Origin of the sequence: Tenacibaculum sp. 190524A05c, assembly GCF_964036595.1 — a bacterium.
GTDB classification, from domain to species: Bacteria; Bacteroidota; Bacteroidia; order Flavobacteriales; family Flavobacteriaceae; genus Polaribacter; species Polaribacter platacis.
Window position 1 is genome coordinate 2,514,250 of the sequence record NZ_OZ038523.1, and the last position, 21,036, is coordinate 2,535,285.

19 protein-coding genes are annotated in these 21,036 nt (G+C 32.3%); 16 read left to right on the forward strand and 3 right to left on the reverse strand.

Going from position 1 to position 21,036, the window contains the following annotated elements; all coding sequences use genetic code 11:
• Positions 1-32 precede the first annotated feature (32 nt).
• From ABNT61_RS10880 to ABNT61_RS10900, 5 genes are all read left to right on the forward strand, one after another.
• Positions 33-2,534 carry a T9SS type A sorting domain-containing protein gene (locus tag ABNT61_RS10880; RefSeq protein WP_348743225.1) on the forward strand — a complete coding sequence of 834 codons (2,502 nt, stop codon included), beginning with the start codon at positions 33-35 and terminating at the stop codon, positions 2,532-2,534.
• Position 2,535: 1 nt separating this feature from the next.
• A complete protein-coding gene (locus tag ABNT61_RS10885; RefSeq protein WP_348741403.1) occupies positions 2,536-2,946 on the forward strand; it encodes a hypothetical protein in 411 nt (136 codons plus the stop codon).
• A gap of 272 nt (positions 2,947-3,218) precedes the next feature.
• Positions 3,219-4,124: a hypothetical protein gene (locus tag ABNT61_RS10890; RefSeq protein ID WP_348711099.1), complete on the forward strand. Its 906-nt coding sequence runs from the start codon at positions 3,219-3,221 to the stop codon at positions 4,122-4,124.
• A 105-nt stretch (positions 4,125-4,229) separates the two neighbouring features.
• A complete protein-coding gene (locus ABNT61_RS10895) occupies positions 4,230-5,771 on the forward strand; it encodes a glycine--tRNA ligase (RefSeq protein WP_348743226.1) in 1,542 nt (513 codons plus the stop codon).
• 81 nt (positions 5,772-5,852) lie between these two features.
• The gene (locus tag ABNT61_RS10900; protein ID WP_348743227.1) at positions 5,853-6,068 is read left to right on the forward strand and encodes a hypothetical protein; all 216 of its coding nucleotides are present in this window, start codon (positions 5,853-5,855) and stop codon (positions 6,066-6,068) included.
• A 55-nt stretch (positions 6,069-6,123) separates the two neighbouring features.
• Here the strand turns inward: ABNT61_RS10900 and ABNT61_RS10905 are convergent, their stop codons facing one another.
• Positions 6,124-7,692: a G-D-S-L family lipolytic protein gene (locus tag ABNT61_RS10905; RefSeq protein WP_348743228.1), complete on the reverse strand. Its 1,569-nt coding sequence runs from the start codon at positions 7,690-7,692 to the stop codon at positions 6,124-6,126.
• Between the two features lie 5 nt (positions 7,693-7,697).
• Positions 7,698-10,454 (reverse strand): TonB-dependent receptor, encoded by a 2,757-nt coding sequence (locus tag ABNT61_RS10910; protein ID WP_348743229.1) that lies wholly within the window; start codon positions 10,452-10,454, stop codon positions 7,698-7,700.
• Between the two features lie 184 nt (positions 10,455-10,638).
• Here ABNT61_RS10910 and ABNT61_RS10915 point away from each other — a divergent pair, with 184 nt between their 5' ends.
• Both ABNT61_RS10915 and serS read left to right on the forward strand, forming a co-directional pair.
• Positions 10,639-11,571 carry a bifunctional riboflavin kinase/FAD synthetase gene (locus ABNT61_RS10915; protein WP_348743230.1) on the forward strand — a complete coding sequence of 311 codons (933 nt, stop codon included), beginning with the start codon at positions 10,639-10,641 and terminating at the stop codon, positions 11,569-11,571.
• 59 nt (positions 11,572-11,630) lie between these two features.
• A complete protein-coding gene (gene serS, locus ABNT61_RS10920) occupies positions 11,631-12,905 on the forward strand; it encodes a serine--tRNA ligase (RefSeq protein WP_348743231.1) in 1,275 nt (424 codons plus the stop codon).
• A gap of 67 nt (positions 12,906-12,972) precedes the next feature.
• Here the strand turns inward: serS and ABNT61_RS10925 are convergent, their stop codons facing one another.
• On the reverse strand, positions 12,973-13,116 hold the full coding sequence (locus ABNT61_RS10925; RefSeq protein ID WP_348711090.1) for a hypothetical protein: 144 nt from the start codon (positions 13,114-13,116) through the stop codon (positions 12,973-12,975).
• Between the two features lie 120 nt (positions 13,117-13,236).
• Here ABNT61_RS10925 and ABNT61_RS10930 point away from each other — a divergent pair, with 120 nt between their 5' ends.
• From ABNT61_RS10930 to ABNT61_RS10970, 9 genes are all read left to right on the forward strand, one after another.
• The gene (locus ABNT61_RS10930; protein WP_348743232.1) at positions 13,237-15,012 is read left to right on the forward strand and encodes a tetratricopeptide repeat protein; all 1,776 of its coding nucleotides are present in this window, start codon (positions 13,237-13,239) and stop codon (positions 15,010-15,012) included.
• Between the two features lie 18 nt (positions 15,013-15,030).
• Positions 15,031-15,360, forward strand: coding sequence for a DUF4286 family protein (locus ABNT61_RS10935; protein WP_348711088.1), 330 nt, complete (start codon positions 15,031-15,033; stop codon positions 15,358-15,360).
• 2 nt (positions 15,361-15,362) lie between these two features.
• Positions 15,363-15,968 carry a hypothetical protein gene (locus ABNT61_RS10940; protein ID WP_348743233.1) on the forward strand — a complete coding sequence of 202 codons (606 nt, stop codon included), beginning with the start codon at positions 15,363-15,365 and terminating at the stop codon, positions 15,966-15,968.
• Positions 15,961-16,695: a subclass B1 metallo-beta-lactamase gene (gene bla / locus ABNT61_RS10945; RefSeq protein WP_348743234.1), complete on the forward strand. Its 735-nt coding sequence runs from the start codon at positions 15,961-15,963 to the stop codon at positions 16,693-16,695. The genes ABNT61_RS10940 and bla overlap by 8 nt, the downstream gene beginning before the upstream one ends.
• A 17-nt stretch (positions 16,696-16,712) precedes the next feature.
• Entirely contained in the window at positions 16,713-17,537 is an 825-nt protein-coding gene (gene rsmA, locus ABNT61_RS10950; protein WP_348724840.1) for a 16S rRNA (adenine(1518)-N(6)/adenine(1519)-N(6))-dimethyltransferase RsmA, read from the forward strand.
• Positions 17,506-18,855: a magnesium transporter gene (mgtE, locus tag ABNT61_RS10955; RefSeq protein WP_348743235.1), complete on the forward strand. Its 1,350-nt coding sequence runs from the start codon at positions 17,506-17,508 to the stop codon at positions 18,853-18,855. Before rsmA ends, mgtE begins: the two co-directional genes overlap by 32 nt.
• A gap of 4 nt (positions 18,856-18,859) precedes the next feature.
• Positions 18,860-19,495 (forward strand): hypothetical protein, encoded by a 636-nt coding sequence (locus ABNT61_RS10960; protein ID WP_348743236.1) that lies wholly within the window; start codon positions 18,860-18,862, stop codon positions 19,493-19,495.
• Positions 19,496-19,523: 28 nt separating this feature from the next.
• Positions 19,524-20,072: a hypothetical protein gene (locus tag ABNT61_RS10965; RefSeq protein ID WP_348743237.1), complete on the forward strand. Its 549-nt coding sequence runs from the start codon at positions 19,524-19,526 to the stop codon at positions 20,070-20,072.
• A gap of 192 nt (positions 20,073-20,264) precedes the next feature.
• Positions 20,265-21,026 (forward strand): SDR family oxidoreductase, encoded by a 762-nt coding sequence (locus ABNT61_RS10970; RefSeq protein WP_348743238.1) that lies wholly within the window; start codon positions 20,265-20,267, stop codon positions 21,024-21,026.
• The last annotated feature ends 10 nt before the right edge of the window (positions 21,027-21,036 follow it).

Consider the following 21,036-nt stretch of genomic DNA (forward strand, 5'->3'; position numbering starts at 1 on the left):
AGCTTCTTGGGTTTACCCAAACCATAATTAAAATGAGAAACAATCTTAAACTTTTAATCGCTTTATCATTAAGCCAATTCACAGTTTTGTCGCAAGAGACAAACTGGAGAACAGCACCTCTAGAGAAAGAGAGTAATTTTTATGAAATAGTTCAAAAAAATAGTCCCGCTTTAAAAGTTGCTCGAACAAAAAATGACCGAAAAAGTAGAAAACAAGTAAAACAATTCGAAAGATGGAAAAGCTTTTGGAAAGATAGAATTACTTCAGATGGATCATTCGTTTCTGCAGCTCATAATTACAATGAATGGGTGAAAGAAAACCAACGTCATGCAGAAATGACTGAAAGAAGTACAAATTCTTGGAGCTTGGTTGGTCCAATAAAACTACCTACTTCTTCTATTTCTTTTTACCCAGGAATGGGAAGACTAAATACCGTAGCTTTTAACGGATCTGACACAAATACAATGTATGTGGGAGCCCCAGGTGGAGGAGTTTGGAAAACAACAGATGGTGGAAAAACTTGGAGTGCAAAAGGTGATAATTTCCCGAATATGGGAGTTTCTGATATTGTTATTAATCCTACAAACACAGATGTTGTTTACTTAGCAACTGGAGATTGGGATGGAGTTCAAAATAGATCTCTTGGTGTTTTAAAATCAACAGATGCAGGTGAAACATGGAATACTACTGGATTAACATTCACGCTTCTTGAAAACAATAGAATCAGTAAACTTTTAATTGATCCTAACAATGTAAACACAATTTTTGCTACAACTGTAAATAGCATTAAAAGATCTACAGATGGTGGAACAACATGGAACGATGTTTACACTGAAAATCGTGCGACTTTTAATGATATTCAATACAAAATCGGGAGCAATTCAATTATTTACGCAACATCAAACTCAGGGAGATTCTATATTTCTAAGAATAATGGAAATACTTGGGAAGTAGCTTCTAATCCAACAAGTACAGGAAGATTGGATTTCGCATTAACAGCTAATAATCCTGATTTAATTACAACTGTTGATAATGGTGGTGTAATTCGAAAATCAACGAATCAAGGAACGACTTGGACAACAGCATCAACGATAGCACAATTCTCGTCTCAAGGCGGGTATAATGTTACCATAGCAGTTTCTCCATTAGATTCTAATTTAATTTTAGTTGGTGGTGTAGATGGATGGAGATCTAGAAATGGTGGATCTTCTTGGGAAAAATATTTAGATGGTTATTGGGTAAGTGGAAATCCGTATTTCTATGTTCACTCTGATCATCATGATATGGAATTTGTTCCTGGGACAAATATTGCATTCTCAGCAAATGACGGTGGACTTTTTAAAGGAGATGCTTCAAAAAGCACAAAATGGGATGATCTTTCTGAAGGAATTGCGATTACTCAATATTATAACGTATCAGGAACTCCTCAAAATGCAGGAAAATTAATAATGGGTGCTCAAGATAATGATATCGCAGTTTATGATGGAACTGAGTTTAAAGGAGAAAACCCGGGAAGTGATGGAGTTGAAGGATTATGGGATTACTCGAACTCAAACATCGCATGGACTTGTAGTCAAGCTGGAATATTTAGAAGAACCTTAAACGGTTTTACTACACCTGCTCAAAGCTTAAGTACTCCTGGAGGTGCTCCATTTGTGTGGGAATTAGAAATTCACCCTACTGATCCTAAAACCATTTTTGGAGGTTTTGGTGATATTTATAAGTCAACAAACAGAGGAGATAGTTGGGTAAACTTAAACTCTGGTTCTGGTGCAGTTGAATTTATTTCAATTTCTCCATCTAATCCGAATGTAATTTATGTTTCTGGAACTTTCGGAGTTAAGAAAACAACCAATGGTGGAACTAGTTGGACTAATGTGAGAACACCTAAAATTGGAAATGTAAAAAGTATTGAAATTCATCCAACAAACACTGATGAAGTTTACTTTGCATATTCAGGATATGGAAGTGGAAAAGTTTATAAGTCAACTGATGCAGGTGGAACATGGACAAACATTACCGCTTCATTACCAAATATTCCAACGCATAAAATCGTATATAAAACTGGAAGTACTGACGGAGAATTATTCTTAGCTACAGATCTAGGAGTTTATTATTGGACAAATACTAAAAACGACTGGGAACGCTTAGGAAGTGGATTGCCAAATGTAATTGTTCATGATATTGAAATTCATTATGGAACGGAAAAATTAAGAGCTGCGACGTATGGTAGAGGAGTTTGGGAAACTTCTATTAAGGCATCTGCATTAGGAACTGACGATACATTGCTTCCTGATAATGCGGTAACAATTTACCCAAATCCAACCACTAACAAAACATTCTCTGTAAGACTTAATAATTTAACAGGGAAAAGTAGAGTAATGATTTACAACATTATTGGTGGAGTTGTAAAAAATATCACTACTACAAATACTAGAGAAGAAATAAATCTGCAAAACTTCTCTAAGGGGATTTACATAGTAAATATTACTAACAATGGTAAAAGTTTATCTAAAAAATTAATTGTTAACTAGAATGAGATATTCATTTATCATTTTACTTAGCTTTTTATCACTTCTAAGTTGTCAAAGTAACTTAGAGGTGGTAAGCGCTAAGCGCAAAACTATTTATCCCGGAGTTCAAACCGCGAATCCTTACGTTAAATTTGTAGTTACATTAAAAACCTCCGATTTAATAACTATTGATAGTGCAACCATTGTTGACAAGAATAAGTGCTACAAGTTAAACCGTATACACACTGTTATCGAAAATACTGGAATGCAAAAAAAACATATTATTGAAGTGTTATTTAAAGGAAATGAAAATGTACTTCAAAGTTCAAACGATTCAGAAAACGGAATGTTGACCTTATATTATACAGCTTCAAACTCTCAAAAATCAATAGAGATTTCATCTTTCACACATCAAAAAGAGACGAGAAGATAATTTTTCAACTCTAAAATTATTGCTGATTTTATAAAAAAATCCATCGATTAATTTATAATAATTTACTCATCATTAAGTTATTAATAAAAAAACGATGGTATATATATTTTTTTAAGTTTTTGTTAACTATTACAATATTATACTATCTTTGAGCCTGGTTTTTTTGAATTAATTCAATTAATTGTAACTTAGCTCACTAAGTTAATCCCCCTTACTAGGCAAATGTTTTAGTTAATAATACATAAAAGTTAAACCCCAATATTAGCAATATAATGAGTTCTAAAATTACCATTAAACCAAGCGGTTTTAAATATCTATTTGCGGCATTGGTCATATTATTGATTGTTTACTCTTTTAAGCTGAATAGTGATTATCAAAAACTTGAAGATGCATTTTCTGAACAAAAAATAGAACTTCAAGCAGAACTTGACGAAATCATTGAAGATTACAAGAATGTTAATGTTAAGAATAAAGACTTATCTCAACGATTAGTAAAAGAAATTAATAAAATCATACTTCTTAGAGATTCTATTAAAAATTTAAAGAAATCTAACTATAATTTAATCGTAAAGTACTCTAGAAAAATAGTAAAACTAGAAAGAGAAAACAGACGTTTATTTATCCAGGTTGATTCTTTAAATAAGCAAAACTATGAACTACTTCAAGAAAATATTGTTGTTAAACAACAACTTGATGAAAACACTGCTTCTCAGAAAAACTTAATGCGTAAAAACATTTCGTTGCAAAAGAGGCAAGCACAACTTAAAGCAAAAGTTGATATCGCTGGAGTTATTAAAGTAAATAATATTGTTGCTGAAGCAATGAAAGAAAGAAGTAGCGGAAAATTAACTAGCACTTCAAGATCTAGAAGAACTGATGCATTTAGAATAAAATTTGATTTATTAGCAAATCCAGTAACTACTGCTGGTAAAAAAGAAATCCTAATTCAGATTCTTGATGAAGATAAAAAGGTAGTTGCTGCTAAAGGAAATAAAAAGATTAAAGATGGATCTTCAGTATTCTTTAGCGATAATATGTCTGCCAACTATGATAACAATAGATTAGGTGTTGTTTCATTAATACTAGTGAACAGAGATGACATCAAAAAAGGAACCTATACTGTTAATGCTTATGTCGATGGCAATTTTTCTGCTAGAACACAAGTAAAACTGAGATAGGATATTCGCAAAAAACACATCATAAAAAAGTGAAGAATCTAAATTCTTCACTTTTTTGTTTTTACACTATTATAAATTCAAACCATATTATATTTTTGCAGTATTATGGCAAAACAAGAAGATCAATTTAAAAAGGTTATTTCACACGCTAAGGAATATGGTTATATATTTCAATCATCTGAAATTTATGATGGTCTTAGTGCTGTTTATGATTATGCTCAAAATGGAGTTGAGCTAAAAAAGAATATTAGAGAATATTGGTGGAAAGCAATGGTACAAATGAACGAGAATATCGTTGGTATCGATGCTTCTATATTAATGCACCCAACAACTTGGAAAGCTTCAGGACACGTTGATGCATTTAATGATCCTTTAATAGATAACAAAGATTCTAAAAAAAGATATAGAGCTGATGTTTTAGTTGAAGATTACTGCGCTAAAATTGAAGCTAAAATTGATAAAGAAGTAACTAAAGCTGCTAAAAGATTTGGAGATTCATTTGATAAAGATCAGTTTTTAGCTACTAACCCAAGAGTATTAGGTTATCAAGAAAAAATAAATACTATCCTTTCTAGATTAGCTAAATCATTAGAAAATGAAGACTTGGCTGATGTAAAAGCCTTAATTGAAGAACTAGGAATAGCGGATCCTCTAACAGGATCTAAAAACTGGACGGATGTAAAGCAATTTAACTTAATGTTCGGAACTCAATTAGGAGCTTCAGCAGATAGTTCTATGAAAGTTTATTTACGTCCTGAAACAGCGCAAGGTATTTTCGTAAACTTTTTAAATGTTCAAAAAACAGGTAGAATGAAAATTCCTTTTGGAATTGCTCAAACAGGAAAAGCATTTAGAAATGAAATTGTAGCAAGACAATTTATTTTTAGAATGCGTGAATTTGAACAAATGGAAATGCAATTCTTTATCAAGCCAGGGACTCAAAAAGAATGGTATAAACACTGGAAAGAAAGTCGTTTAAAATGGCATTTATCATTAGGATTAGGAAGTGATAATTACCGATTCCACGATCATGAGAAATTAGCACATTACGCTGATGCCGCTGCGGATATAGAATTTAAGTTCCCATTTGGATTTAAAGAATTAGAAGGAATTCACTCTCGTACTGATTTCGACCTTAAAGCACACGAAGAATTTTCTGGAAAGAAACTACAGTATTTCGATCATGAAGAAAACAAAAGTTATGTACCATATGTGTTAGAAACTTCAATCGGATTAGACCGTATGTTTTTAGCTGTTTTCTCGAACTCTTTGCAAGAAGAGGAAATAGGTGACGGAAAAACAAGAACAGTATTAAAGCTACCAGCTGTTTTAGCGCCTACGAAAGTGGCTGTATTTCCTTTAGTAAATAATTCTGGTTTACCTGAATTAGCTCGTAAAATTGTAGACGATTTAAAATGGGATTTTACGGTTATGTATGAAGATAAAGACTCTGTAGGTAAAAGATACAGAAGACAAGATGCTGCCGGAACTCCTTTCTGTATTACAGTAGATCATGATACTTTAGAAGATAATACTGTTACTATTCGTCACAGAGATACCATGGAACAAAAACGCGTAAAAATCGACGATTTAAGAGCCATAATTAAAGAAGAAGTTGATATGCGTGCTTGGTTAATGAAAATGTAAGAAACTACACTTAAATAAACTTAGAAATCCTGTTAGTAATCTATTAACAGGATTTTTATTTTTGCACTAAATTATAATTGAATGAAAACGATACTTAAAATATTATTTGTAATCTTTCTTATATGGATGATTACTGGGATATATCTACTAAATACACAACATGAAAAAGCTCAAATAGTAATGGGCTTAGGAGTTTTATATATGTCTTTTATATTAATGCCTACATTTATCTATTATAGATATAAAGATGGGAAGTATAAAAAATATATAATCCAAAACGATAAAGACAAAAAATAAAAAGGTTGGGAAATTAATCCCAACCTTTTTATTTATCTGTGTTAAATTTACTCTCTTATCTAAACGTAGGTGAATAATTTGTAGGATAATCATCTGCTTTTGCCAATCCATCAGTAGCCGAAGCAAAATTACTCGAATATTGAGCATCTATAGCTTCTAAGAATTTATTAGCCATTAATGCATATCCTCTACCAGTTAAATGAACACCATCTAAACTAATTAATCCTCCAGTCACTAAGTCTGTAGTTAAGGTATATCTATCAAATTCAAGACCTCCAGTTGAAGCATTTTGAAGAACCACATTAAAATCAACAAAAGCTAAACCATTTGCGTCTGCAACACTTTTAAGCGTTGTATTATATGCATCTGTTGCCACTCTAATATTATTTTGCTCTTCAGGAGTCAAAACCCATTTATCTGCCAAAGGAACACCAACACCATTAACACTTGCTGGATTACTAGGGTCAGCTAAAGTTCCAATAAACGATGAGCTTGGTAAAACTAACAAATCTTCCTGGGTAGCTTGACGCATACTAACTAAAGCTGGATTAACCGCAGTTAAGTCTGTTAAATATTCGTCCATTATAACAACAGCATTATTACCTTCTGTAAAGTTTATTTGACGTTTATCAACTTCTGCTTGATCAAAACCTGCCTGATCTAATAAAGCAATCACTTGAAGCGGTAATAAACCTGCGTTCTTAGCATCTAAAACACCTTGTAAACCTTGGTTATATGCTGCATAAGCTTGATTCACACCAGCAACAGTAGCGGCATCTAAAGGAACAGGATTATGAGGCACTGTAGTAAAATGTGCTAATGTAGTTATATATGGTATATTCCCTATTACACCTTGTGCTCCATTTGAAGTTAATGTTGTAACCATTTGATTAACAACCCCTGCAAAAAGAGTAGGATCAGTAATATCAGCAGGTCCATATGAAGTAGCATCAGGATTCCCTGTTTGATCGACTCCAGCACCACCACCTAAGGCATAACCTAAAACATCATTTCCTCCGATTTCAGAAAGACTAAAGAAAGTTGGTGCATTTGCCATTGCATCTCCAAGAACCGTTGCTCCCGTACTAGAAGATATTCTAGCAAAATATGGATTTGCCTGTCCTAATGGCACTGCATTAACACTACCATATCCAGGAGCTACGAAATGAAAACTCTTTGCACCTGGAATGCCATAATTATTGTTGTTACTTGGTAATTTCGTTGTAACTTCAGTCGTTGGCATAGCACCAATAGAAGCTGGTCCAGATCCATTAAAATACAATCTAGGTCCCTGAATCATTGTACCACCGAATAGTAACCCTCCAATATTATCACTCATAAGAGGTTGAACGAAGTCACCTCCACCTGCCATTTGGAACTTTTGACTCATAATGTTTGGAAAAGAGCTCTCTTGAGCAGCTATAAACAAAGCATTATCGGTAAAACCTGCTGTAAACGATGCTCCAACAGCAACGTAACTTGAAAAGTTTAAGTTCCCTGTAGTAAGATCAACTTGAGGAACATCTGGTCCTGCAATTGGTTCTAAATCATTGTTAACATCACATGCTACTAATCCTAATAAGGCAATAGATAACCAACTATATTTTAATATATTTTTTTTCATCTTTTTTAGTTATTAATTGTCCAAGAAATATAATACTGAGATCCGATTGCTCCAATACCTGGTGCACTAAAGTATTCTTGTCCTGTTAAATTCGCTCCTCCTAATTTAATCACAGATTTAAGAGAAGGAATCTTATAATTCATTTGAGCATCAAGAACAGTTCTGGCGTCTACCATACCATCGTGGAAAGTAGATTCCCATAAAAACTCATCTTGCCATCTAACATTCACGTTAAATCCAAAATTCTCGAAAAGATTTGTATGTCCAAACTGGAATTTCACCTTATGCTCTGGAGTATTAAATCCAGGTTCGAAATCTGGATCAGAACTTTGATCAAAGTCAAACTTAGACCATGTATAATTTAATCCAACATTGAATCCATTAAACACTTTTGTGTTTAAACCTAAAGTAGCACCATACGAACTAATATCTGCATTTGAATTTGTGTAAGCATTAAAAATTGTTGTATCTCCATTTGCTAAAGCAGCTTGAGCTAAAGGAGTTGTTGTTCCTGGTACAGTATCAGAAAAATCAATTTTACCATATAATGGAACAAGAACATTCTCTACAGCAATAAAATCTTCGTATTCATTGTAATAAACACTTAAATCAACACTCAACTTGTTATCTCCTGTAGGAATAGCTCCACGATAACCTACTTCATAAGCAGTAACCTTTTCTGGTTTTACTAATCCAGCATTAGCAGAAACTGGATTACCAGATAAAACAGACTCTAAAGAGAATGCGTTTTCATAAGCCACTCTACCAGGTAAAGAAACACTACCTGCTCCAACAATAGCCTCTCCATTATCACTTAAATCAATTTGAGGAGTATTATATCTATCTAAATTGTCTGCAGCTGAACCAACTAAGAATGCTCTACCAACGTTTAACCCAATATATTGATCTTGTGTAGTAGGATTTCTAAATCCAGTCTGAAAAGATGCTCTAAAGTTGTGGTTTCTAGTTTCACCCGCAGCATATGCAACAGAAATTCTAGGAGAGAAGTTTCCGTCAAAATTTTGTGCTTTATCATAACGAACAGAACCAGTTAATTTAAGTCTGTCGTCCATAAGTTTCCTTTGCATTTGTGTATATAATCCGTATTCATCATAAGTGATAGGACCATCAAAATCAGTATAAATTGTTCCTCTTGAGTTTAAAGAATATTCTCTGTAAGAACCTCCAACTTGAATTTCTGCAAAGTCAATGTACTCTTTCAAGTTTAAATTTGCGTCAACATGACGAATTTGCGATTGATCTTGGAACTTTGAACCTGTAGCTAAATCTGGATCAGACGTTACTCGTTCAAATGCACTTTGGAATTCTGCAGTTCCAGGAATTAACCTATCTCTATCAGCAAAAGCTCTTGCCGCTTGATGACTAGAAGCTGTTACACCAGGTACTGCTCCAAGATAAGCTGCAGCATATTCACCAAACCAATCCTGATTAGATTTCCATAAATTATTAATATTAATACCTGTAAATCGGGTATCATAAGAATCTCCTGCATCTTCCGAAGTAAGATATCCTCTTACGAAGAAATACTTTCCTCTAAACTCTAACTTGTGTTGCTCCATAAAGAAATTCTTTATGTAGTAACGGTTAGCCCCTTGATAGATAGTATTACCTCTACCAAATTTAGAATTCCAAATAATCTCTAAACGATCATTACCCCAAGGACGATAGTGAAGAGATGTACCGAATTTCATACTTCTAGCATCATAATCCATTAAATCTCTTTCGTCGTAACCTGTTCTACTTACGTTTCCTATTGCCCCTCCTAAACTGGTAGCAACTTCATCTCCGTAAACATTTAAACCATCATAATTTGGATCTGAATCTCTATCCCCAAAAGTATAGTCTCCGTTTAACGTATTTCTATCATCAGTTGCAAACCATTCAGTTCCTTTTAAATATGATAAAGTCGCCTTAGCTGCAAAATAATCGTCAAAAGTGTGAGCCATACGAATACTTGTATCATAAAATTCGTTATTACCTGCAGCATCCTGAGATGTCAATCCAGTTTTGAAAACAAAGCTTATACCTTGATCATCAAATGGACTTTTACTTCTCATGAACATAATACCGTTGAAAGCATTTGCTCCATATAATGCAGAAGATGCACCTGGAAGTAATTCTACACTCTTAACATCTAATTCAGATAATCCTAATAAATTACCTAAAGCAAAGTTTAATGCAGGTGAAGAGTTATCCATTCCATCTACTAATTGCATAAAACGTGTATTAGCAAAAGTTGCGAATCCTCTAGTGTTTACCGACTTAAACGTTAAACTGTTCGTGTTAATATCAACACCTTTTAAATTTTCTAAACCATCATAAAAAGAAGGTGCAGAAGTGTTTTTAATTGCTCTAGAGTCAAACCTTTCAATAGTTACAGGAGATTCCATAACTCGTTCTGGTGTTCTAGAAGCTGAAATTACAACTTCATCTAACGCTGTAGCATTCTCCTTTAAAGAAACTTCTACAACTTGGTTGTTTTTAGTAATTTCTACTGTTACTGTTTGATACCCTAAAGAAGAAATTTCAAGTGTGAAAGGAGGTGTATCTGTAACAGTTAAAGTAAATTTTCCATCAAAATCTGTGTTTGTTCCCACAGCCTTTCTAGAAACTTTAATGTCGGCCCCTGGTAAAGGACCTCCAAGTGTCGCATCGTTTACCGTTCCCGAAACGGTAGTTTGTCCCATCATTAATGAGCTACAAAACAATGTAAACGCAGCCAATAATAACTTTTTTATCATAATGTAAATAATTTGTTAACTATATCGCAAAATACAATTTTTTTTCATTCATAAAATATTTTGTCAGTTTTTATTACTATTCACACATTATTCAGAGCGTTTTTTTATCATTTTCACATTTTATGACTTAAAATAAAATATTGCTATTTTAACTTGTAAATTTGCCTTAAAATATAAATTCAATTTGGAGACAGTCCATTCTATTTTTGATTTCACACCAACACATGAAACCTATGTTACTATAGGTACTTTTGATGGTGTTCACATTGGTCATCAGAAAATTGTAAAAGATTTAGTGAAGCAAGCACATGATAATAATAAGAAGTCTGCTTTACTAACTTTTTTCCCTCATCCTAGAATGGTTCTTCAAAAAGAGGCTTCTATTGAACTTATCAACACCATTGATGAAAGAAAAAAACTTCTTGAAGCAACCGGGTTAGATTATTTAATTATCCATCCTTTTAGTAAAGAGTTTTCTCGTTTAACAGCACTCGATTTTGTTAGAGATATTTTAGTGAATCAATTAAATGTATCTAAACTCATTATTGGATACGATCACCATTTTGGAAAAAATAGAGAAGGAAATATCGAACAACTCACCGAATATTCTCATATCTATAACTTCGAAGTTCAAGAAATACCTGCACAAGATATTGATACCGTAGCCGTAAGTTCAACTAAAATCAGAAGAGCTTTGAAAGAAGGAGCTCTTAAAACCGCTAATAACTATTTAGGATATCATTTTACAATCAAAGGAAAGGTTGTTGATGGTAAAAAAATTGGACATACAATAGGTTTCCCTACTGCTAATATAGAAGTTAAAGAAGATTATAAATTAATTCCTAAAGCCGGGGTTTATGTTGTAAAATCTTCAATTGACTCAAAAACGTTCTATGGAATGATGAATATTGGTAATCGTCCTACCTTAAATGGAAGTCATCAAACAATTGAAGTGAATTATTTCGATTTTTCGGAAGATTTATACAATCAAACTATCGAAATAGAATTACTTTATTTTCTACGAGAGGAAGAAAAATTCAACTCACTTGAAGCTCTTACCGACCAGTTAAAACAAGATAAACTCGCTTCTTTAGAATTCATTAATAATAATATGTAAGTAGCCGTTGTTTAAATGTAGCGCTTCTTTTATCTTTGTCGCTTAAATTTTTAAACAACATGTTACAAGTTCAATTTATTCGAGAAAACAAACAAACTGTTTTAGACGGATTAGCAAAAAGAAATTTTGCTAATGCTGAAGAAATTCTTGACCAAGTATTAAATGCAGATGAAACTAGAAGAGCTACTCAAGTTTCATTAGACGAAACACTTGCTGAATCGAATAAATTATCCAAAGAAATTGGTGGTTTCTTCAAGTCTGGAGAAGTTCAAAAAGCTAATTTACTAAAGGAAAAAACTGGACAGTTAAAGGAAAAATCAAAAGCGTTAACTGAAGAGTTGCATACTGTAACTGATAAATTACAAGAACTATTATATCAAATTCCTAACGTTCCTCATGTTTCTGTTCCTGCTGGAGTAAATGAAGAAGATAATGAAGAAGTTTTTAGAGAAGGAACTATTCCTGATTTAGGCGACAAAGCTTTACCTCACTGGGAATTAGTTAAGAAATATGATATTATTGATTTTGACTTAGGAGCAAAAATAACTGGTGCTGGTTTCCCTGTGTATAAAGGAAAAGGTGCTCGTTTACAACGTGCGTTAATCAATTATTTTTTAGATAAGAATACAGCTGCTGGTTACAAAGAAGTTCAAGTTCCTCATTTGGTAAACGAATCTTCTGGTTTTGGTACCGGACAATTACCAGATAAAGAAGGACAAATGTATCACGTAACTGGTGATGATTTATATTTAATTCCTACAGCTGAAGTTCCTGTTACGAATTTATTTCGTGGAGATTTATTGAAAGCTGATGAATTACCAGTTGCTTTAACAGGATATACTCCATGTTTTAGAAGAGAAGCTGGAAGTTATGGAGCTCACGTTCGTGGATTAAATCGTTTACACCAATTCGATAAAGTAGAGATTGTTAGAATTGAACATCCTGAAAATTCATACAATGCCTTAAATGGTATGGTTGAACACATCAAAGAAATATTGAGAGAATTAAAATTACCGTATCGTATTTTAAGATTATGTGGTGGTGATACAGGATTTACTTCTGCTTTAACCTTCGATTTTGAATTATATTCAACTGCTCAAGAACGCTGGTTAGAAATTAGTTCTGCTTCGAACTTTGAAACGTTTCAAGCAAATCGTTTAAAACTACGCTTTAAAAATAGTGAAGGAAAAAATCAATTAGTACACACATTAAATGGAAGCTCATTAGCTTTACCTCGTGTACTTGCTGGAATTATTGAAAATTACCAAACTGAAGAAGGAATTAAAATACCTGAAGTATTAGTTCCTTATTGTGGTTTTGATATTATAAATTAAAAAGTTTTTAGAAGTCAGTGATCAGTGCGCGCCGCTGATAACTGGATTTCTTCAAACAATGTATATATTAATTGGCAGCAATTGCCATCATTAATCTTTTGTATTTATTCATTTCAAGCAAAGCCTCAAAATACTGTGATATTTGACCGTTTTTCATAAACTCCTTTGCTTTTCTATTCGACTGCTCGTATTGTTTAGTTATGTTTTTCATAATAAATTTGTATTAGTTTCTATGTATAAGACAAATTCCGTGCCAAAACATTACACTTACCTCAAAAAAAACCATCACTTTTAATTAAAATTTAACATTTATCTTCCTTATTTTTGATTGATGAGATTTCGATTACTATTCCTAACCCTTCTGGTTCTTAGCGTTTTTACCCAAGCACAGTCAAGTTCTTTTGCACTGGCAGAAAATTATTTCAGAAATAGTGAATACGAAAAAGCAACTCAACTATATAAAGACTTAGTAAATCGAAGCCCGTATAACACTACGTACTTACAACGTCTGATAAGTTGCTATCAGGAAACAACGAAATTTGAGGCTGCACAAAAACTTCTTGAACAAAAAATAAAACGAATACCTAAACTTGCTACTTTAAAAGTAATGTTAGGTTACAATTACGAACGACAACAAAAAACTAAAGAAGCAGAAAAGCTATATCAAGAAGCATTAAATTCAATAACAAAAGAACCAGGTTATGGCGGTGCGATTGGACGATTATTTAAAGAGTATAATAAATTAGATCTTGCTGTTAAAGCATACAAAGAAACTTCGAAATTCAACTCCAATGCTAATTATGGTTTTAAAATAGCTCAGATTTATGGTGAGAAAGGAGATTTTGAATTCATGTTTAACGAATATGTAGATTATCTAGATAAAAATGACAATTATTTAAGTATTGTTAAACGTAGTTGTGCACGTTACATTTCTGACGATAGTGAAGATGAAAATAACATTTTATTTAAAAAAGCACTTTTACGCAAGTCTGCTAGTAATCCAAAAGACGTATGGAATGATTTATTACGTTGGTTATTTATCAAACAGAAGGATTACGGAAAAGCTTTTATCCAAAATAAGGCTTTATATCAAAGGAACAATGATCGCTTAATTAGTATTTTCCAACTTGGAGAAATTGCTTTCGATAATGAGGATTATGATACGGCTAAGCAATGTTTTGATTTTACTATTGAAAAAACCAACTATCAGCGAGATAAATTCAATGCAATTCGTATGAATCTTCAAATTGCAGTAAAACAAAATGATCCTGAAGTTGAGCAGAAGTTTGATGGAGTTTTTAAGGAATTTGGAATCAACAGTAATACATTCTCTATTCAAGTTGCACATGCTGATTATCTGACTTTTAAAAAGAATAAACCTGAGCAAGCAAAAAAAGTATTGGAAACAGCGCTTCCTTTTGCTGCCAATAAATTTCAAAAAGCAAGAGTTAAATTAAAGTTAGCTGATGTTCATGTATATCAAAGTTTATTCAATAAAGCTTTAATCTACTATTCTCAAATCCAAACTCAGTTCAAAAATCATGAACTTGGGCAATTGGCGAGATATAAAGTTGCTCAAACCTCATATTTTAAAGATGATTTTAAATGGGCAAAAGCACAATTAAAAGTATTAAAAGGTTCTGCAACACAATTAATTGCCAACGATGCTGCTGATTTATTCTTAGTTATATCTGATAACCAACCAAAGGATAGTGTACCTTCTGGATTAAAAGAATATGCGCAAGCGGATTTGTTAGCTTTTCAAAACAAAACGACTGAATCTCTAACGGTACTAAAAGATATCCTTTCAAAATATAAAGGTCAGCCTATTGAAGATGAAGCTTTATTCAAGCAAGCTGAATTGTTTGTAAAAACAAAACAAATTAATAAAGCCATTGAGAATTATAATCAAATTATTGCGTTAGGAAAGGAAGGAATTTTAGCCGACGACGCTTATTATTTAATGGCTGGTTTGTACGAGAACGAAATAAAAGACTTAGAAAAAGCAAAGGAATATTACCAAAAAATTATTTTTGATTTTCCATCAAGTATATATTTGGTAGATGCACGAAAGAAATTTAGAAAATTAAGAGGGGACTCTATTTAACATAGATAAAATAAAGGAATGTATATATACAACGTAACAATTAATATTGACGAGACGGTTGAAAAGGAGTGGTTAACTTGGATGCAATCTCATATACCAGAAGTACTAGCAACAGGAAGATTTACTAGTGCAAAAATGACTCAAGTTTTAGTAGAAGAAGAAATGGGCGGAGTAACTTATTCAATTCAATACACTGCAAAAACAAGAGAAGATTTAGACAATTACTATAAACATGATGCCGAAAAACTTCGTTCTGACGGAATGAAACGTTTTGCTGATAAAATGGTTGCTTTTAGAACTGAATTAAAAGTAGTTGAAGAGTTTTTTCCTATAGTTGCGAGTAACTAAGAATGCTGAAACGAATCGTTTACATATTTTTTCTTTGCCTAAGTTTAATTTTATCTTCTCAAGAAAAAGGAACGTTTTCTTTATCTGGTTACGCCAAAGTGATTGTAGGTAATGACACACTGCCCAGTAATGATTTGGTACTAGAATTAAAACCAGGTTATCATATTATTGAAACAGACAGTTTAGGTTTTTTTGAATTTAAAAACCTAAAAAAAGGAAGATATACGCTTAAGTATGTTTATGACGGAAGCATAAACAATAAATTTAAGATTCAGATTAAGAACAAATCAATTAAAAACTTCAATATAATTTACAATTCAAATTGTGAATTCACAAAAACTCAAGCACTTGAAGATATTAAGAACAACAATATAAGACTTATAGTATTAGGTGGAATAGCGATCTCTCATTTTAAAGATGAAGCTAATCATGAAAAGAAATACAATTTTAAGTATCACATATTTGGCTGTATAATAGAAGATTTCGAATGTATGAAACAATACAATCAAACAATTTTTAAATACTTTAACAATAAATACGGCGAAAAATGGAGAAAAGAGGTACGTGACGATGTTTACTTTTTAAACAGAACTAAGTATTATGAGTAAAAATGTATTTCTTTTATTTTCGACAGTTTTTTTATTGAATTGCGCAAACAAAACACAAAACTTTTCTTCTGATTTGATAAAAATCACCAAAGTATCGAAACATGTTTGGCAACACACCTCTACTCTAGAAACAAAATCTTTTGGAGATGTTCCTTGTAATGGTGCAGTAATGGTTAATGATGGAAAAGCAATTGTTTTTGATACTCCTGTTGGTAAGAAAGCTACAAAAGAGTTAATTACCTGGGTACAATCTGAACTCAATTCAGAGATTATAGCAATTGTTCCAACTCACTTTCACATTGACTGTTTAGATACGCTGGAAGAGTTTCATAATGCCAACGTTGAATCTTATGCTTCAGAAAAAACCATTGAACTAGCTAAAAACAACAACTCTAGTCTACCTAAAAACGGATTCGATTCATCCAAAGAATTTCAACTAGGAAACACAAAAGTTCTTGTTTCATTTATGGGAGAAGGTCACACTAAAGATAATATAGTAGCCTACTTCCCTGCTGACAATGTTCTTTTTGGTGGATGTTTAGTTAAAAGTTTAAATGCACCCAAAGGTAATTTAGCTGACGCTAATATTACCGAATGGTCCAACACGATACAAAAGATAAAATCTACATATCCAAATATTAAAATTGTTATCCCTGGACATGGAAAATCTGGTAATTCAGAATTATTAGATTATACGCAGCAACTATTTCAAGAAAGCTCTTTATAACTTGCTATCTTTGCAGCATGAGTGTACGCGCAAAAAAACATTTAGGTCAACATTTTTTGACAGATGAAAATATTGCTAAAAAAATAGCAGATACTTTAACTGAAACTGGTTACAATAACGTATTGGAAATTGGTCCAGGAATGGGAGTATTAACCAAATATCTATTAGAAAAGAAACCTAAAGTAACTGTGCTAGAACTCGATTCGGAATCTGTTTCTTATTTACAGGACACTTTTCCAGTTGAACACATCAAACTGGACACTTCGAGTGATAACTTTCAAATTATAGAAGGAGATTTCTTAAAGCAAAACTTACAACAGTTATTCAACGGAGAGCCTATAGCTATCATTGGTAATTTTCCATATAATATTTCGAGTCAAATTGTTTTTAAAGCGATAGAAAACAGAGATCTTGTACCTGAATTTTCGGGTATGTTTCAAAAAGAAGTAGCTCAACGAATTGCAGAAAAAAAAGGAAGTAAAGCCTATGGAATTATCTCTGTAATTGCTCAAGCATTTTATGATGTTGAGTACTTATTTACAGTTCCTCCAACTGTATTCAATCCACCACCAAAAGTAGATTCTGGTGTAATGCGTATGATTCGAAAAGAAAATTACACATTACCTGTGGATGAGAAATTATTTATAAGAGTAGTTAAAACTGCATTTAACCAAAGAAGAAAAATGCTTCGAAGCAGTTTAAAATCTATGAATCTCTCGGATAACTTAAAACAAGACCCTATATTTGCCATGCGTCCCGAACAATTATCGGTACAAGAATTTATAGAATTGACGGACAAAATTGCAAGTCATGGCGATAGAAATAACGAAAGAACTTCTTAAAAACGTTTCCAACTTAATCGCAAATCAAAAAGACAATGCGCTTTCTGATTTATTTACTGACGTACACCACGCCGATATCGCTGAAGTTTTAGATGAATTATCTTTTGACGAAGCTTTATACATTATTCGTTTATTAGATAGTGAAACTACTTCTGAAGTGTTAATGGACGTTGATGATGATGTTCGTGAAAAAATTCTTGAACAATTATCTGCAAAGGAAATTGCAGAAGAAATTGAAGAGTTAGATACTGATGATGCGGCCGACGTAATTGCAGAACTTCCAGAAGAACGTAAGGAAGCGGTAATGCAACAAATTGAAGATGAGGAGCATGCCAAGGAAATTGTTGAATTACTGCGTTTCGATGAAAACTCTGCTGGTGGTTTAATGGCTAAGGAATTAGTTAAAGTAAACGAAAACTGGTCTGTTTTAGGTTGTGTTACTCGTATGAGAGCTCAAGCCACAGAAGTTACCAGAGTTCACTCTATTTATGTAGTTGATGATAGCGGAAAACTAAAAGGGCGTTTGTCATTAAAAGATTTATTAATGGCTTCAACAAAGTCTAAAATTGCGGATATTTATATTCCAAGAGTAGATTTTGTAAATGTTCATGACAGTGCTGAAGATATTGCTAATAAAATGCGTAAATATGATTTAGAAGCCATTCCTGTTGTTGATGAATTAGGGATTTTAGTAGGACGTATTACAATTGATGATATTGTTGATGTAATTAAGGAAGAAGCAGACAAAGATTACCAATTAGCTGCCGGTATTACACAAGATGTTGAAGCCGACGATACTATTTTAGAACTTACTCGAGCACGTCTACCCTGGTTATTCTTAGGTTTAATTGGAGGAATTGGAGCCTTTTTAATTATGGGCGGATTTGAAGATTCTTTCAAAGAAAATGCTGTGTTATTTTTCTTCACTCCATTGATTGCTGCAATGGCTGGAAATGTTGGAGTACAATCTTCGGCAATTATAGTACAAGGTTTAGCGAATGATGATGTAAAAGGAAGTATAAACAAACGTTTAATCAAAGAAATGCTATTAGCTACCTTAAACGGGATTGCATTAGCTATTGTTCTTTTCATTTTCATTTGGTTTTATAATAACGATTTACAAACCTCTTTTGCTGTTTCCGTTTCTTTAGTTGTAGTAATTATTGTTGCTGGTTTAATTGGTACATTTATTCCATTATTTCTAGACAAACGTGGTATCGATCCTGCAATTGCTACAGGTCCGTTTATTACAACAAGTAATGATATTTTTGGAATATTAATTTATTTCACTATTGCTAAGTTAATTTTAGGAGTTTAAATAAATGAGAGTTTTTGTCCTTTGTACCGGTAGAAGTGGTTCTCTATCTTTTGTAAATGCTTGCAAACACATTAGAAATTTTACTACAAGTCATGAATCATTAGCTGATGTTTTTGGTAACGAAAGATTTAATTTTCCTAATAATCATATTGAAGTTGACAATAGGTTATCTTGGAGTTTAGGTCATTTAAATAAATATTTTGGTGATGATGCGATTTACATCCATTTAAAAAGAGATCGAGATAAAACAGCCAATAGTTTTTTTCAAAGATTTTATCTTCCTGGAAGTATTATTGATGCTTTTTGTGATGGTGTTCGAATGAACCCGGTAGAAAAGTTATCTAAAAAAATGAGATTAAAAGCTTGTTATGATTATGTTGATACCGTAAATACTAATATCGAGTACTTCCTATTGGATAAATCAAAAAAAATGACAATTAACTTAGAAACTATTGAACAAGATTTTCCGAAGTTTCTAGAGTTCATTAATGCCGATATTGATTTAGAGAAAGGAATTGAAGAATTGAGAAAATCGCATAATTCATCATTTCAACGAAAGTTAAACTTAGATTATAGAGTTAAGCTTACTATTATTAGAGAATGGAGACATTTAAAAATGTATTTCAGTAAAAAATCATAACCGAATACATTTTTCATAATTACAATAAATGAAAAAGAAAGCTCTTTTAATAGGGTTAATAATGCTTATTATTAATTCTGTAACCGCTCAACATACTGAAAGATTTAAAGAAATTACTTACATTTTTAAGCCATCTGATACCATTCTTGTTAACACAAAACATAAAAATGGTAATAAGAAAGAATTCGGGTTTTATTATACGTATTTAACCAATAAATATCAATATACAGTAGCAGCAGGAAAACATATAAGATATCATTACAGTGGTGGAATAGCAGAAGAAATGTACTATGATAATTTCGGAATATTACTTAAATCGAAATTCTATGATAGTTTCGGTAATTTAATGGAAGAGACAAAAGCTATCAGCATAGATACTAATGAGAAAGATTTGGATGCATTTTTAAGTTACAATAAGTCATATGATATAATTGTACATGAAAAGAAATATCAGTTCTCACCTGAAATTTGCGGTTGGTTCTTATTTAAAGAAGGTAAGCGAATGAATGGTAAAAAAATTGATAAATGGATAAAATATTATCCAAATGGAGATATAAAAAAAGTTAGAGATTTTTAAATTTTATAACAACTGAGATAATTACTTTTCATTTCATCTAAAAAATAAAATTTCAAGATTTTTTTAATGGTTCTCATTAAGTCTATGAAAAACCTCAAAATTTCAAAACATAAATTTCTTTTTTAACATAAGTAAAAAAATAAGCCATTTCAATTCCTTACTTTTAGAGTATTCAACTCAAATTCAACTATTGTGAATCGAAAAAACATACTCATTACTGGAGCTAGTTCTGGTTTAGGAAAAGGAATGGCCATAGAATTTGCCAAACAAGGCTGCAATTTAGCGCTATGTGCCAGGCGTACAGAAAAGCTCGAAGCTCTTAAAGAAGAACTACTTAACATTAACAGTAATATCTCTGTTTTTATTCGACCTTTAGATGTCACTAAGCAAGAAAATGTATTTTCAGTTTTCAATAGCTTCAATGAAGATTTTAAAACTCAAAACGGAACTTTAGATAGAGTAATTGTGAATGCTGGAATGGGAAAAGGAGCTTCTATTGGAAAAGGCTTTGCAAACCAGAATATGCAGACTGCTGTTACAAATTTCTGCGGTGCCTTAAATCAAATGGAAGCGGCTATGGAAATTTTTAGAGCACAAAACTCTGGCCATTTAGTTGTAATCTCCTCTATGTCTGCTTTCAGAGGTTATCCAAGAGCAATGTCAGTTTATGCAGCCACAAAAGCAGGTGTTAGAAGTTTAGCCGAAGGAATTAGAGCAGATGTTTTGAAAAAACCAATTAATGTTTCTACCATATTTCCGGGATATATTCAATCTGAAATGACAGATTCTATTGGTAAACCTCCACCGTTTATGATTCCTTTAGAAAAAGGTTCTAAACTTTTAGTCAAAGCCATCAATAAAGAAAAAGCAAATGCCTTTGTTCCTTTTTGGCCTTGGCGTTTTTTCAAATTACTAATGCCGTTTTTCACATTAAAAATGTTGAGAAAATTTTAAGCTATATCCT